16 protein-coding genes are annotated in these 13,867 nt (G+C 74.9%); 7 read left to right on the plus strand and 9 right to left on the minus strand.

Annotated features, from left to right (window positions below; translation table 11 throughout):
- Positions 1-87: 87 nt before the first annotated feature.
- The 3 genes from moaA (at position 88) to Q1A09_RS08035 (ending at position 1,687) form a co-directional block, all read left to right on the plus strand.
- Positions 88-1,137 (plus strand): GTP 3',8-cyclase MoaA, encoded by a 1,050-nt coding sequence (gene moaA / locus Q1A09_RS08025; RefSeq protein ID WP_299953369.1) that lies wholly within the window; start codon positions 88-90, stop codon positions 1,135-1,137.
- A 4-nt stretch (positions 1,138-1,141) separates the two neighbouring features.
- Entirely contained in the window at positions 1,142-1,381 is a 240-nt protein-coding gene (locus tag Q1A09_RS08030) for a MoaD/ThiS family protein (protein WP_299953371.1), read from the plus strand.
- 93 nt (positions 1,382-1,474) lie between these two features.
- Complete coding sequence (locus Q1A09_RS08035; RefSeq protein WP_299953373.1) at positions 1,475-1,687, plus strand: hypothetical protein; 213 nt, start codon at positions 1,475-1,477, stop codon at positions 1,685-1,687.
- A 24-nt stretch (positions 1,688-1,711) separates the two neighbouring features.
- Here the strand turns inward: Q1A09_RS08035 and Q1A09_RS08040 are convergent, their stop codons facing one another.
- From Q1A09_RS08040 to Q1A09_RS08055, 4 genes are all read right to left on the minus strand, one after another.
- On the minus strand, positions 1,712-3,328 hold the full coding sequence (locus Q1A09_RS08040) for a SpoIIE family protein phosphatase (RefSeq protein WP_299953374.1): 1,617 nt from the start codon (positions 3,326-3,328) through the stop codon (positions 1,712-1,714).
- Positions 3,329-3,462: 134 nt separating this feature from the next.
- Positions 3,463-3,882, minus strand: coding sequence for a molybdenum cofactor biosynthesis protein MoaE (locus Q1A09_RS08045; protein WP_299953376.1), 420 nt, complete (start codon positions 3,880-3,882; stop codon positions 3,463-3,465).
- A 40-nt stretch (positions 3,883-3,922) separates the two neighbouring features.
- Entirely contained in the window at positions 3,923-4,498 is a 576-nt protein-coding gene (locus Q1A09_RS08050) for a nucleotidyltransferase family protein (RefSeq protein ID WP_299953378.1), read from the minus strand.
- Entirely contained in the window at positions 4,495-4,992 is a 498-nt protein-coding gene (locus Q1A09_RS08055) for a MarR family winged helix-turn-helix transcriptional regulator (protein ID WP_299953380.1), read from the minus strand. The genes Q1A09_RS08050 and Q1A09_RS08055 overlap by 4 nt, the downstream gene beginning before the upstream one ends.
- A 91-nt stretch (positions 4,993-5,083) precedes the next feature.
- Here Q1A09_RS08055 and Q1A09_RS08060 point away from each other — a divergent pair, with 91 nt between their 5' ends.
- Positions 5,084-6,283 carry an epoxide hydrolase family protein gene (locus Q1A09_RS08060; RefSeq protein ID WP_299953383.1) on the plus strand — a complete coding sequence of 400 codons (1,200 nt, stop codon included), beginning with the start codon at positions 5,084-5,086 and terminating at the stop codon, positions 6,281-6,283.
- A 3-nt stretch (positions 6,284-6,286) separates the two neighbouring features.
- Here Q1A09_RS08060 and Q1A09_RS08065 read toward each other — a convergent pair whose 3' ends face one another.
- The 5 genes from Q1A09_RS08065 to Q1A09_RS08085 all read right to left on the minus strand — a co-directional run bounded on the left by Q1A09_RS08065 (position 6,287) and on the right by Q1A09_RS08085 (position 10,185).
- Positions 6,287-7,336: an ABC transporter ATP-binding protein gene (locus tag Q1A09_RS08065; protein ID WP_299953385.1), complete on the minus strand. Its 1,050-nt coding sequence runs from the start codon at positions 7,334-7,336 to the stop codon at positions 6,287-6,289.
- Positions 7,333-8,112: an ABC transporter permease gene (locus Q1A09_RS08070; RefSeq protein ID WP_299953387.1), complete on the minus strand. Its 780-nt coding sequence runs from the start codon at positions 8,110-8,112 to the stop codon at positions 7,333-7,335. Before Q1A09_RS08070 ends, Q1A09_RS08065 begins: the two co-directional genes overlap by 4 nt.
- A 53-nt stretch (positions 8,113-8,165) precedes the next feature.
- Complete coding sequence (modA, locus tag Q1A09_RS08075; protein WP_299953389.1) at positions 8,166-8,951, minus strand: molybdate ABC transporter substrate-binding protein; 786 nt, start codon at positions 8,949-8,951, stop codon at positions 8,166-8,168.
- Positions 8,948-9,340 (minus strand): molybdopterin-binding protein, encoded by a 393-nt coding sequence (locus Q1A09_RS08080; protein ID WP_299953392.1) that lies wholly within the window; start codon positions 9,338-9,340, stop codon positions 8,948-8,950. The genes modA and Q1A09_RS08080 overlap by 4 nt, the downstream gene beginning before the upstream one ends.
- A gap of 62 nt (positions 9,341-9,402) precedes the next feature.
- Complete coding sequence (locus Q1A09_RS08085) at positions 9,403-10,185, minus strand: polyprenol monophosphomannose synthase (RefSeq protein WP_299953395.1); 783 nt, start codon at positions 10,183-10,185, stop codon at positions 9,403-9,405.
- 146 nt (positions 10,186-10,331) lie between these two features.
- Between Q1A09_RS08085 and Q1A09_RS08090 the strand changes: the two genes are divergently transcribed.
- The 3 genes from Q1A09_RS08090 (at position 10,332) to Q1A09_RS08100 (ending at position 13,834) form a co-directional block, all read left to right on the plus strand.
- Positions 10,332-10,613 carry a hypothetical protein gene (locus tag Q1A09_RS08090; RefSeq protein WP_299953407.1) on the plus strand — a complete coding sequence of 94 codons (282 nt, stop codon included), beginning with the start codon at positions 10,332-10,334 and terminating at the stop codon, positions 10,611-10,613.
- Positions 10,614-10,616: 3 nt separating this feature from the next.
- The gene (locus Q1A09_RS08095) at positions 10,617-12,041 is read left to right on the plus strand and encodes a phospholipid carrier-dependent glycosyltransferase (protein ID WP_299953409.1); all 1,425 of its coding nucleotides are present in this window, start codon (positions 10,617-10,619) and stop codon (positions 12,039-12,041) included.
- An 80-nt stretch (positions 12,042-12,121) separates the two neighbouring features.
- Positions 12,122-13,834 carry an ATP-dependent DNA helicase RecQ gene (locus tag Q1A09_RS08100; RefSeq protein ID WP_299953411.1) on the plus strand — a complete coding sequence of 571 codons (1,713 nt, stop codon included), beginning with the start codon at positions 12,122-12,124 and terminating at the stop codon, positions 13,832-13,834.
- Positions 13,835-13,867 lie beyond the last annotated feature (33 nt).

Genomic DNA, 13,867 nt, shown 5'->3' on the forward strand with positions numbered 1-13,867 from the left:
CTCCGCGAACGTAACAGTCGTCACCCGGTTGCCGGAGGCGCTGCCGCCGGTCCGGCCGACGTGCCGTTCCGGCACTACATTCGGGCTGTGACGACTCCCAGCCCCCTGCCCGACCCCCGGGTGCGCCCGCAGGGGACGCCGGGCGTCGGCGGCCTGGTCGACCGGCACGGCCGCACCGCCACCGACCTGCGGGTCTCGCTGACCGACCGGTGCAACCTGCGCTGCAGCTACTGCATGCCGCCCGAGGGTCTCCAGTGGCTGCCCAAGGTCGAGCAGCTCACCGATGACGAGGTCGTCCGGCTGGTGCGCATCGGCGTGGAGCACCTGGGCATCCGGGAGGTCCGGTTCACCGGCGGCGAGCCGCTGCTGCGCCCCGGCCTGCCCGGCATCGTCGCCGCCGCGACCGCGCTGCGCCCCCGGCCCGAGGTCTCGCTGACCACCAACGCCATCGGGCTGTCCCGGATGGCGCCGGCCCTCGCCGAGGCGGGGCTGGACCGGATCAACGTCAGCCTGGACACCCTGGACCGGCAGCGGTTCAAGGAGCTCACCCACCGCGACCGGCTGCCCGACGTCCTCGCCGGGCTGCAGGCGGCCAAGGACGCCGGCCTCACCCCGGTCAAGGTCAACGCGGTGCTGCTGCGCGGGATCAACGAGGACGACGCCGTCCCGCTGCTGGAGTACTGCCTGGAGCACGGCTACGAGCTGCGCTTCATCGAGCAGATGCCGCTGGACGCCCACCACGCCTGGACCCGCGGCGAGATGGTCACCGCGGAGGACATCCTGGCCCGGCTGACCGCCGCCCACACGCTCACCCCGGACGTCGAGGAGCGCGGTGCGGCCCCGGCCGAGCGCTGGCTGGTCGACGACTCCGGGCTGACCGTCGGCGTGATCGCCTCGGTGACCCGCTCGTTCTGCGGCGCCTGCGACCGGACCCGGCTCACCGCCGACGGGCAGATCCGCAACTGCCTGTTCGCCCGCGAGGAGTCCGACCTGCGCAGCGCGCTGCGCGGTGGCGCGGACGACGCCGAGATCGCCGACCGCTGGCGGATCGCGACGCTGTCCAAGCTGCCCGGGCACGGGATCGACGACCCGTCGTTCCTCCAGCCGTCCCGGCCGATGTCCGCGATCGGGGGCTGACCCGGTGGTCACCGTCCGCTACTTCGCTGGGGCCCGCGCCGCCGTCGGCGTCGACACCGAGACCCGCGAGGCCGGCTCGCTGGACGAACTGGTCGGCCAGCTCGTCGACGCACACGGCGAGAGGCTCGAGAAGGTGCTCACCGCCTGCTCCTTCCTGGTCGACGGAACCTCCACCCGGGACCGCGCGTTGGTGCTGGCGCCCGGCGCGGTGGTGGACGTCCTGCCTCCCTTCGCCGGAGGCTGACGTCCCCGGGAGCATCGCAGCGAGGAACGAGCGAGGCGCGGACCGGGGACGGCGGCCGGCCATTCAGCACGACCGGCGGATGAGGAGACCTCGATGAGCGTGTTCGACAAGGCGAAGGCCAAGGCCGAGGAGCTGCTGGGCCGGGCCGAGCAGGTGTACGGCGAGTCCCACGGCGACGCCGCGGCCACCCTGGACGGGGAGGCCCGCCGCCTGGAGGGCGAGGCCGAGGAGGAGCGCGCCGAGGGCGGGCACGCAGAGCAGGACCGCCGGGACGACGACGGGCTGGCCGGCGCCGGCGCCCGCTGACCCGCTCGGCGCCGACCGCCAGGGTCAGCCGGCGGTCGGCCCCGCGGGCAGCTGGGGCAGCAGCCGGATCGCCACCAGGGCGACGTCGTCCTCGGGCTGGCCGTGCACCAGCCGCTCGACCAGCTCGTCGCAGAGCACGTCCAGCGGTTCTCCCGCCAGGTCCATCGCCGCGGCGCGCAGCCGGTTCATCCCGCCGTCCAGGTCGTCGCCGCGCCGCTCGATCAGCCCGTCGGTGAACAGCAGCACCGTCGTCCCGCTGTCCAGGGTGACCACCGACTCGCCGCGGGGGGCGGCCGGGTCGACGCCGAGCAGCAGCTCCCCGCGCCAGTCGGCCAGCGCGGCCAGCGTGCCGTCGGGGTGGATGACCAGCGGCGGCAGGTGCCCGGCGTTGCTCCACCGCATCCTGGTGAGGCCCCGGGCGAGCTCGTCGGGGGTCTGCTCGAACCGCGCTACCGCCGCGGTCGCGTAGGTGCCCACCTGGAGCTGCGCCATGGAGGCGTCCAGCCCGCGGAGCACCTCGGCCGGGCCGGCGTCGCTGTAGGTCGCGATGCCGCGCAGCAGTGAGCGCAGCTGGCCCATCGCCGCGGCGGCCGCCGTGTCGTGCCCGACGACGTCGCCGATGACCAGCATCGTCGACCCGGACGGCTGCCGGAACGCGTCGTACCAGTCCCCGCCCACCCGGGCGGCCTCGGCCGCCGGGGTGTACCGGACGACGACCTCGGCCTGGTCGTGGGTGAACGCGCCGGTGAGCAGGCTGCGCTGCAGCTCCTCGGCGAGCTGGCGCTGCTGGGCGAACAGCCGCACGTTGTCCAGGGCCAGGCCGATCCGGTCGGCGACCTCCTGGGCGGTGGCCAGCTCGGGTTCACCGACGGCACGCTCGCCGTCGAAGTAGAGGGTCAGCGCCCCGAGCGTGCGGCCACGCCCGCGCAGCGGCAGGGTCAGCCCGGAGTGCGGGCCGAGCAGCCGGAGCAGGTCCTGTGCCTCGCCGGCGGGCATCAGGTCGGCGACGTCCTCGGCCTCGGCCAGCACGGTCTCGCCGAGCAGCGCCCGCACCACCGGCGAGGTCACCGGCATCGACGCCAGGCGCACGGCCGCGTACCGCTCGACCAGCGCCCGGCGGGCCGGGTCCACGTGCCACCAGCCCACGTCCTGCGGGCGGCCGTCGACGTCCAGCACGGTGAGCACGCACCAGTCGCCCAGCACCGGCACGATCAGCCGCGGGACCCGGGCCGCGGCCGTCTCGACGTCCAGGGTGCCGGCCAGCTCGGCGCTGACCCGGGCCAGCATCGCCAGCCGGTCCTGGGCGACCCGGCGGTCGGTCACGTCGGCGAAGTAGAAGAGCAGCCCACCGTCCGCGGGCAGCGCCTGCACCTCGAACCACCGGTTCAGCGGCTGCGGGTAGAAGCCCTCGATCGTGACGGGCTCACCCGTGGCCATCGCCGTGCGGTACGCGCGGCCGAAGTCGCTGTCGCCGACGGCCGGGAACGCCGTCCAGTAGTCGGCCCCGACCAGCTGCTCCCGCGACTGGCCGAGGACCTGGACCGCCGCCGGGTTGACGTAGGTGATCCGCCAGTCGGCGTCCAGGGACATGAAGCCGACCGGCATCGTCTCGACGACGCGTTCACCCGCCCGCCAGGGCATGGGGACCTCCCGGTGATCCGCTGCTCGCGGGGGAGACCGGAGGAGCACCCGCCCCGTGGTTGGAGTCGAGCCGGTCCAGTTATGCCACGACGACCGGTGCCCCGGCAAGGACGGCCTCCCAGGCTCCCCTCCGGTCACGGGCAGGCGACCCACTCCTCCGCCCCGTCGGCGAACACCTGGCGCTTCCAGATCGGCAGCCGGGCCTTGACCTCGTCGACCAGCTCGGCGCACGCGGTGAACGCCTGACCGCGGTGCGAGCAGCTGACCGCGCAGGCCAGTGCGACGTCCCCGATGCCCAGCAGCCCGATCCGGTGCGAGACGGCCACCGCGTGCACCTCGGGGCGGGCGGCGAACTCGGCGGCGATCTCGGCGATCAGCTCCGGCGCGGTCGGGTGGCCGGTGTACTCCAGCTCGGTCACCGACCGGCCGCCGTCGTGGTCGCGGACGACGCCGGCGAAGGAGACGACCGCGCCGGCTGCGTCATAGCCGACGGCAGCCTCGTGCTCGGCGACCGACAGCGGCTCCTCGGTCACCCGGGCCAGGATCGTCTCCACGGCCGCGAAGGTACCCGGCGGTCGGGCGCGGGCGAGGGCGTCAGGCCGTGGGCGGGTGGTCCAGGTCGGTGGGGTCGGCCAGGCCGGTGCAGTCCACCTCGAGCACGTCGTGGGCCGCGAGGTAGGCGCGGGCGCCCTCGTCGCCGGTCGCCGTCTCGGCCACCCCGGCCCAGTGCTCGCGGCCCAGCAGCACCGGGTGGCTGCGGACGCCGTCGTAGGTCGCCACCGCCAGGGCGTCCGGTGCCGCCTGCTCGGCCACCCGGGCCAGCGCGGCCGGCGTCATCCCCGGCATGTCCACCAACTGCACCAGCACCGCATCGACGCGGCCCGGCCAGCCGCGCAGCCCGTCCAGCCCGGTGCGCAGGCTGGAGGCCATGCCGGACTCCCAGTCGCGGTTGGCCAGCACCGTGGCCCCGGTCAGGTCGGCGCGCTGCCAGACCTCCACCGCCGCGGCGCCCAGCACGACCAGCACCGGATCGCAGACCGCGGCCGCCGTCCGCACGGCGCGCTCGACCAGCAGGCTGCCCTCGTGCTCGACCAGCGCCTTGGGCATGCCGTACCGGCGGCCGCCGCCGGCGGCGAGCACCAGCCCGGCCACGGGGGCGTCGGAGGTCATCCGACCACCTCCGCACGGGCCTGCTCGCTGGTCAGGCAGGGCTCGACCTGGTCGCTGGCCTGCGCCACCCGGGCCAGCAGGCGCCGCAGCTGGGCGCTCTCGTCGGCGTCGAGGTCGCCCAGGAGCCGACCCTCCACCGTCCGCAACGCGGACCGGGACCGCTCCAGCGCCGCGCGCCCCTCGGCGGTGACCACGACCTGCCGCACCCGCCGGTCTGCGGGGTCGGGGCGGCGGGTGACCAGCCCGGCGTCCTGCAGCTCGTCGACCAGGTAGGTCATCGCCGTCTTGTCGATGGCCAGCCGCTGGGCCAGCGCCAGCTGGGAGGACGGCGGCCCGGCCTGCACCGCCACCAGCACCTGGTAGCCGCGCGGACCACCGGGCAGGTCGTCGACCGCGGTGAGGGCGGTCTGCCGGAAGGCCGTGGCCACCCGGTGCAGCGACCACCCCAGCTCGTCCTCCAGCCCGGGGACGTCCTGCTCTCGACTGCTCGTCACCGGCACATCGTACGTCGGTGCTACCGTCCTGCCAACAGATCGTCTGACTGACAGACGATCTCACCGGATGACGACCGTGAGGCAGCCCGACATGAGCACGACGACGCACCCCGAGCACGACGTGACCGCCGACGACGCGGTCCGGCCGTTCACCATCGCCGTCCCGCAGGCCCAGCTCGACGACCTGCAGCAGCGGCTGGACGCCACCCGGTGGCCCGACGCCGAGACCGTCCCCGACACCAGCCAGGGCCCGCAGCTGGCCAAGGTCCAGGCCCTGGTCGAGCGCTGGCGGACCGGTTACGACTGGCGGGCCACCGAGGCGCTGCTCAACGGCTGGGACCAGTTCGTGACCAGCATCGACGGGCTGGACGTGCACTTCCTGCACATCCGCTCCCCCGAGCCGGACGCCATGCCGATGGTCATGACGCACGGCTGGCCCGGCTCGGTCCTGGAGTTCCGGAAGGTCATCGGCCCGCTGACCGACCCGGTGGCGCACGGCGGCCGCGCCGAGGACGCCTTCTCGCTGGTGATCCCCAGCCTGCCCGGCTTCGGCTTCTCCGGGCGGCCCACCACCACCGGCTGGGACCTGCCGCGAACCGCCCGCGCCTGGGTGACGCTGATGGCCCGGCTGGGCTACGACCGCTTCGTCGCCCAGGGCGGTGACCTCGGCGCCGGGGTCACCGAGGAGATGGCCGCACTGACCGCCACCAGCCCGACCGGGTTGGCCGGCATGCACCTGAACATGGCCATGTTCTGGCCCACCCCGGCCGAGATGGCGGAGGCGACGCCGGAGGAGCAGCAGATGCTCACCGAGGCCCGCTACTACGACGAGGTGCTCTCCGGCTACGCCAAGCAGATGTCCACCCGCCCGCAGACCATCGGCTACTTGCTGTCGGACTCCCCGGTCGGGCTGGCGTCCTGGATCTACGCGATGTTCGCCGACGTCGGCGGTGCGCACGGCGACGCCGAGGCGGTCTTCGAGGTCGACGAGATGATCGACGACGTCATGCTCTACTGGCTGACCAACACTGCGGCGTCCTCGGCCCGGATGTACTGGGAGCTCAGCCAGCGGCACTGGGGGCCGCCGGCCGGCGCGGCGCCCATCGGCCTCCCGACCGGGATCACGATCATGCCCGGGGAGTACGTGCGGAAGTCCCGCCGCTGGGTCGAGCGCCGCTACACCGACCTGCTGCACTTCGACCAGGTCGCCGCCGGCGGGCACTTCGCCGTGCTGGAGCAGCCGGAGCTGCTGGTGGAGGAGATCCGGACGACGTTCCGCCGGCTGCGCTGAGGCTCAGCGCGGGTAGACGGCGACCTCGGAGGCCTTGACCGAGGCCCAGACCTGCGCGCCGGGGGCCAGCCCGAGCTCGGCGAAGGAGGTGGCGGTGACGTCGGCGGTCAGCGCCACCTCCCCGGCCAGGTCGCAGCGCACCACCGGACCGTGCGGGGTCGCCGTCACCAGCCTCAGCGGCCACACGTTGCGCGGGCTGCCCTCGGGGCGGGACAGGTACAGCGCCACCGACTCGGGCCGCACGGCGACGAACACCGGCCCGTGCACCTGCGCGGCCACCGCGACCGCGCTACCCCCGTCGAGGGCGACCGTCGTCCCGGTGCCGGTGCCGGCCAGCAGCACCAGCCCGACCAGCCGGGCCACGTAGTCGGTGCGCGGCCGCCGGGCGACCTCGGCCGGCGTGCCGGCCTGCACCACCCGGCCGTCCTCGACCACCAGCACCCGGTCGGCCAGCGCCATCGCGTCGACCGGGTCGTGGGTGACCAGCACCGCACTGCCGGCGTAGTCGCCCAGGTGCCGGTGCAGCTCGGCCCGCACGGTCAGCCGGGTACGGGCGTCCAGCGCGGACAGCGGCTCGTCCAGCAGCAGCAGCCGCGGGTCGCCGACCAGCGCCCGGGCCAGCGCGGCGCGCTGCGCCTGGCCCCCGGAGAGCTGACCGGGGCGGCGGTCGCCCAGCCCGGCCAGGCCCACCCGGTCCAGCCAGCCCTCGGCGGTGGCCCGCGCATCGGCCCGCCGCGCCCCGCGGGTGCGCAGCCCGAAGGCGACGTTGTCGGCGACCGAGAGGTGCGGGAACAGCAGGTGGTCCTGGAACACCATGCCCAGCGACCGCTGGTGGGCGGGTACGTGCCGGCCGGCGTCGTCCCACACCCGGTCGCCGTCGACGACCACCCGCCCGCCGTCGGGCGCCAGCAGCCCGGCGAGCACCCGCAGGAGCGTGGACTTGCCCGCGCCGTTCGGGCCGAGGACGGCGAGCACCTCCCCGTCGGCGACGGCCAGCTCCACGTCCAGCGTGAGCGCCCCGCGGCGGACGACGACGTGCGCGGCCAGGCTCATCCGACCGCCCCCCGCCCCAGCCAGCGGCCGCGGAGCAGCAGCAGGGTGGCCAGCGAGACCGCCAGCAGCACCAGGCTGAGCACGATCGCCGCCTCCGGGTCGCGCTGCAGGGTCAGGTACACCGCCAGCGGCATCGTCTGCGTCGTCCCCGGGAAGTTGCCGGCGAAGGTGATCGTGGCGCCGAACTCGCCCAGCGCCCGCGCCCAGCAGAGCACCGCGCCGGCCGCCACCCCGGGCGCGACCAGCGGCAGGGTGACCCGGCGGAACGTCGTCCACCGGTCGGCGCCGAGGGTGGCCGCGGCGTCCTCGAACCGGGCGTCGGCGGCGCGCAGCGCGCCCTCCACGCTGATCACCAGGAACGGCATCGCCACGAACGTCTCGGCCACCACGACCGCGGCGGTGGTGAACGGCAGCGAGAAGCCGGTGGCCTCGAACAGCCACCGGCCGACGATCCCCTGCCGGCCCAGCACCAGGAACAGCGCCACGCCCCCGACGACCGGCGGCAGCACCAGCGGGACGGTGACCAGCGCCCGCAGCAGCGACCGGCCGCGCACCTGCGACCGGGCCAGCACCCAGGCCAGCGGGACGCCGAGCAGCAGCGACAGCAGCGTGGCCAGGGTCGCCGAGACCAGCGAGAGCCGCAGCGCCTCACCGACGCCGGGCCGGGCCAGCTGCGCGCCGATCTCCGGCCACGGCGCCCGCACCACCAGCCCGACCAGCGGCAGCACCAGGAACCCGACGGCCAGCAGCGCCGGCACCAGCAGCGGCACCGGCACCCCGCCGTCCCTGCTCGTCCGCCGAGATGGCCATCTCGGCGGCGCGGGGTGGGTCACGGGGTGCGGAAGCCGGCGTCGGTGAGGGCCTGCTGGCCCTCCGCCAACCGGACCAGCGCCACGAACGCCTCCGCGGCCGCCGGGTTCGGCGCGGCCGCGAGCACGCAGAGCGGGTACTCGTTGGGCTCCTGCGCGGCCTCGGGGAACGGGATGCCCTCGACGTCGTCACCGGCTGCCCGCACGTCGGTGGCGTAGACCAGCGCGGCGTCGACCTCGCCCAACTGCACCTTGGTCAGCGCCGCCCGGACGTCCTGCTCCTGGGTGTCGGGCTGCGCGGTGATGCCCACGTCGGCGAAGACGGCCTCCGCCGCCGCGCCGCACGGGACGTCGGGTGCACAGACGGCGAGGGCCAGGTCCGGGTCGGCGAAGTCGGTCAGCCCCGTGACGCCGCCGGGGTTGCCGGCCGGGACGGCGATCTCCAGCGCGTTGCCGGTGAACACCGCCGGCTCGTCCGCGGCCAGGTCGGCGACGACGTCCATCTGCGCGGTGTCGGCCGAGGCGAAGACGTCGGCCGGGGCGCCCTGGCCGATCTGGGTGGCCAGCGTCGAGCTGCCGGCGAAGGTGAACTGAACGTCCAGGCCGGGGTGCTCGGCCTCGAGCTGGTCGCCCAGGCCGGTGAAGACGTCGGTCAGCGAGGCGGCTGCGAAGACGGTCAGCGTGCCGCCCACCTCGCCGTCGGCCGTCGCGGTCGAGTCGGTGCCACAGCCGGCCAGCACCAGCAGCGAGGCCCCGGCGAGCAGCCGCCCGCGCCCGGCACGATGACCTGGCGGGTGCCCGCTCACGGCACGTCCACGCTGACCTGGGTGGCCTTGACCGTCGCGACGGCCCGGACGCCGACCTCCAGGCCCAGCTCGTCGGCGGCCTCCCGCGACATCAGCGAGACGAGCCGGAACGGCCCGGCCTGGATCTCGACCTGCGCCATCACGGTGTCCCGGACGACGCGGGTGACGATGCCGGCCAGCCGGTTGCGGGCCGAGGAGGAGCGGGTGGCGCCCGGCTGCGGCGCGTCGTGCAACTCGGCGGCGACCCGGGCCAGGGCCGCGCCGTCGACCTGCGCCGGGCCGCCGTCGCGGGTGGCGGGCAGCCGCTCGCTGTCGATCCAGCGGCGGACGGTGTCGTCGCTGACGCCGAGCAGGGCGGCGGCCTCGGCGATGCGGTAGCTGGCGGGCACCGCCGCACTCTAGATCCGCAGCTGCGGCGGATCAACGCAGGAGAGTCCGCAGCTGCGGAGGATCAGGCGAGAGCGCGGCGGCGGTGCAGCACCGGGGCCCGACCCCGCACCGGGCGGGCCCCGCGCGGAGCGGGCCGCAGCGAGGCCAGCGACCAGATGCTGACCCGGACCAGGGCCTCCCGGATGATCCGGCCGCTCATCTTGCTCTGCCCGAACTCGCGGTCGGCGAAGACGATCGGCACCTCGACGATGCGCGCCCCGCCGGTCCACAGCTGCCGGGCCACGTCGATCTGGAAGCAGTACCCCTGGGACTGGAGCGCCGAGAGGTCCACCGACTCCAGCGCGCGGCGGCGGAAGACGCGGAAGCCCCCGGTGGCGTCACCCAGCGGCAGGCCGAGGGCGACCTGCACGTAGCGGTTGGCCCCGCGGCTGAGCAGCTCCCGTCGCCGCGACCAGTCGCGCACGCTGCCGCCGGGCACCCAGCGGGAGCCCAGCACGGCGTCGGCGGCGCCCAGCCGGTCCAGCAGCCGCGGCAGGTCCTGCGGCCGGTGCGATCCGTCGGCGTCCATCTGGGCGATGACGTCGAAGCCCTGGCCGAGGGCCCAGCGGAAGCCCTCGACGTAGGCGGGTCCGAGCCCGGCCTTGCCGGGGCGGTGCAGCACGTGCACCCGGGCGTCGTCGGCGGCCATCGCGTCGGCGAGCTCACCGGTGCCGTCGGGGCTGGCGTCGTCGATCACCAGCACGTGCACCGCGGGCGCGGCACGCAGCACCGCGGCCACCGTCCGGGGCAGGCTGTCCCGCTCCTGGTAGGTCGGGATGCAGACGCACACGCTGGCTGAGGTCACCTCCGGACACTCCCCCGCGGCCGCGGGCGCCACACCGGCCGCCCCGATCCCACGCATGACAAAAACGTCATCGAGCCCGTCGTGTAGGCGACAGGAGGACGGACATGCCTGAGGGGACCGCCAACCCCGCACGTCAGGAGCACCCCATGAACAAGCTCGTCCGCGGCGTCTCTGCCGCCACCTTCTCCGGCCTGCTCATCTTCGGCACCGCTGCCTGCAGCGGCGAGAACGAGGACGGCGACGGCACGGTGGAGGTCACCGAGACCGAGTCGCTCACCGAGACCGAGGAGCTCGACACCGAGGTCACCGAGACCCTGGAGCCGACCGAGACCGAGACCGACACCGAGGAAGAGGTCGTCGAGACCGAGACCGAGGTCGACACCGAGACGGAGACCGAGTTCGACGTCGACGTCACCGAGGACAACTGACCGGTGGTCCTCGCCGCGCCAGCGGCTGACCGGTCTCCCACGGGCGGCGCCTCCGGGCGCCGCCCGTCGTGGGTCTGGGCCCTGCCCCTGTCCCTCTTCCTGCTGGCCACCGGCCTGCGGCTGTGGGCGCTGGGCGACCCGACCCGGCTGTACTTCGACGAGAGCTACTACGCCCGGGACGCCTTGGACTACGTCACCCGTGGGGTCGAGGAGGAACGCCCGGCCCACCCGCCGCTGGGCAAGTGGGTCATCGCGCTGGGCATCCAGGCCTTCGGGTACACCCCGTTCGGCTGGCGCATCGGCGTCGCACTGGCCGGGTCGCTGTCGGTCCTGCTGACCTACCTCGCCGGACGGCGGCTGCTCCGGCACCCCGCCGCGGCGACGCTCGCCGCCCTGCTGGTGGCGCTGGACGGGCTGGCGCTGACCAGCAGCCGGATCGCCATGCTGGACGCCGTCCTCGGGTTGTTCGTCGTCCTGGCGGTCTGGCTGGTGCTCCTCGACCGGGACGCCCGCCGCGCCGACCGCCGGCCCGGCGAGCCGCTGCGCAGCTCGCTGCTCGGTTCGCGGTACCGCTGGCTGGCCGGGCTCGCGCTCGGCCTGGCCGTGGCGACCAAGTGGTCCGGGCTGCTCGCCGTCACCGCCGCCGGGCTGCTGGTGCTCGGCACCGAGCTGGCCGGCCGGCACGAAGGGCTCGGCCGGACCGTGCGCCGCGGCCTGGCGGTGACCGCCGGCGGCGTGCTGAGCTTCCTGCTCCTCCCGGCCGTGGTGTACCTGGCCAGCTACACCGGCTGGTTCGTCAACTACGCCGACAGCCACGCCGGCGCCCGCGCCTGCGGAGCGGGGGAGTGCAGCGCGTCGGTCGGCGAGCGACTGGACACCTGGGTCGACACCCAGGTCGACCTGGTCGCCTTCCACCAGCGCCTCGAGGCCACCCACCCCTACCGGTCGGACCCGCTGGGCTGGCCCTGGCTGGAGCGCCCGGTGCTGGCCTACCTGGAGAAGTGCACCACCGCCGAGGACGTCGAGGAGGGCTGCGCCGTCCCGGAGGGGACGCAGGCCCGGATCGTGCTGCTCGGCAGCCCCGCACTGTGGTGGCCGGCCCTGCTGGCCGCGCCGGTGCTGCTGTGGCGGTCGGTCGTCCGGCGGGACGGCGTGGCGGCCAGCATCGGTGTCACGTTCCTCGCGCTGTGGCTGCCGTGGCTCGCCGCGGGCAAGCCCGGCTACTTCTTCTACCTGGTGCCGGCGGTGCCCTTCCTCGCGCTGGGGCTGGTGCGCGCCGTGCAGGTCAGCCCCCGGCCCCGCCTGCTCGGCGGCGTGCTGCTGGTGCTCGCCGTCGCCGCCTGCGTGTTCTTCGCCCCCATCTGGTTCGGCCTCCCGGTGACCTCCGACCACCTCGACCTGCGGTACTGGCTGCCCTCCTGGCGGTGACCCGCACCCGGTCCTGGCGGTGACCCGCATCGCTCCCTGCGACTCGTTTGTCGATCTCGGGGGTCGGGCAGACGGCGTCGGTGACTGCGACCGTCCAGCGCCCCGCCGACCCGAAGACGACGGCCGGGGGCTCCGCCTCGGTCCGCACCCGACGCATCCGGGAGGCCGCCCGGGACGTGCTGGGCTACGCGGACCTCCGCCCCGGCCAGGAGGAGGCGATGAAGGCGGTCGCTGCCGGCCGGGACACCCTGGCCGTGCTGCCCTCCGGTGCCGGCAAGTCGGCGGTCTACACGGTGGCCGGCCTGCTGCTCGACGGGCCGGTGCTGATCGTCTCCCCGCTGGTCGCACTGCAGCGCGACCAGGTGCAGCGCCTGGAGGAGCTGGGCGAGGACGCGGTGGGCCGCGCCGCGGTGCTGAACTCCGGCCTCTCCGTGCTCGAGCACCAGGCCGTGCTGGACGGCATGCGTGACGGAACGGTCCGCTACTGCCTCCTGGCGCCCGAGCAGCTGGCCAAGCCGGAGGTGGTCGAGGCGATCCGCACCTCGGCGCCGGCGCTGTTCGTGGTCGACGAGGCGCACTGTGTCTCCGCCTGGGGCCACGACTTCCGCCCCGACTACCTGCGGCTGGGCGCGGTGGTGCAGCAGCTGGGCCACCCGACCGTGCTGGCGCTGACCGCGACGGCGGCGCCCCCGGTGCGCGCGGAGATCGTCGAGCGGCTGGAGATGACCGACCCGGCGGTCGTGGTGGCCGGCTTCGACCGGCCGGAGATCCGGCTGGAGGTCGAGCAGCACGCCGACGCGCACGGCAAGCACACCGCCGTCCTGGACCGGGTGACCGCGCTCGCCGAGCAGGGCACCGGGATCCTCTACAGCGCCACCCGCAGGAGCACCGAGGAGCTCGCCGAGGCGCTGACCGGGCGCGGGCTGCGCGCCCGGGCCTACCACGCGGGGTTGAAGAAGACCGACCGTGACGAGGTGCAGCGGGCGTTCATGGCCGACGAGCTGGACGTCGTCGTCGCCACCACCGCCTTCGGCATGGGCATCGACAAGCCCGAGACCCGGTTCGTGGTGCACGCCGAACCGGCCGACTCGGTGGACAGCTACTACCAGGAGATCGGCCGGGCCGGCCGGGACGGCGAGCCGGCCATCGCGGTGCTGGTGTACCGCCAGGAGGACCTGGGCCTGCGGAGGTTCTTCGCCGCGGGCGCCCCGGCCGAGGAGGAGCTGCAGCAGGTCGCCGGACTGGTGCAGGCCGGTGCCGCGTCCGGGATGGACGGCGTCGAGGTGAAGGACCTGCGCGAGGAGACCGGCCGCGCCGCGACCCCGCTGGTGCGCGACCTGAACCTGCTGGAACAGGCCGGTGCGGTGGTGCTGGACGACGAGGGCGCGGCGGCCCCTGCCCCGGACGCGCCCGCCCCCGGCGAGGCCGCCGCCGCGGCCCGGGAGCTGGCCCAGCACCACGCCCGGGTCGACGAGAGCCGGATCGAGATGATGCGCGGCTACGCCGAGACCACCGGCTGCCGGCGGCAGTTCCTGCTCGGCTACTTCGGCGAGCAGCTCGACGAGCCCTGCGGCAACTGCGACAACTGCAGCGCCGGGCTGTCGCGGGAGCAGCACACCGCCGATGCCGACCACCCGTTCCCGGTGGACGCCGCGGTGACCCACACCGAGTGGGGACCGGGCGTCGTGATGCGCCACGAGGACGACCGGGTGGTCGTGCTGTTCGAGGAGGTCGGTTACAAGACCCTCGCCCTGCAGGCGGTGCTGGACCAGCAGCTGCTCACCCGGCGTTGAGGGAGCGAGCGCCGGCAACTCCGTTTGGGTGAG

This window comes from uncultured Modestobacter sp., from assembly GCF_947486615.1.
GTDB lineage: Bacteria > Actinomycetota > Actinomycetes > Mycobacteriales > Geodermatophilaceae > Modestobacter.

Excerpts from the sequence above, each read along its gene's own strand:
- Q1A09_RS08035 (WP_299953373.1), top strand. The coding sequence starts at position 1,475 with ATGAGCGTGTTCGACAAGGCGAAGGCCAAGGCCGAGGAGCTGCTGGGC.
- Q1A09_RS08065 (WP_299953385.1), bottom strand. The coding sequence starts at position 7,336 with ATGAGCCTGGCCGCGCACGTCGTCGTCCGCCGCGGGGCGCTCACGCTG.
- Q1A09_RS08060 (WP_299953383.1), top strand. The coding sequence starts at position 5,084 with ATGAGCACGACGACGCACCCCGAGCACGACGTGACCGCCGACGACGCG.
- Q1A09_RS08050 (WP_299953378.1), bottom strand. The coding sequence starts at position 4,498 with ATGACCTCCGACGCCCCCGTGGCCGGGCTGGTGCTCGCCGCCGGCGGC.
- Q1A09_RS08040 (WP_299953374.1), bottom strand. The coding sequence starts at position 3,328 with ATGCCCTGGCGGGCGGGTGAACGCGTCGTCGAGACGATGCCGGTCGGC.
- Q1A09_RS08090 (WP_299953407.1), top strand. The coding sequence starts at position 10,332 with ATGAACAAGCTCGTCCGCGGCGTCTCTGCCGCCACCTTCTCCGGCCTG.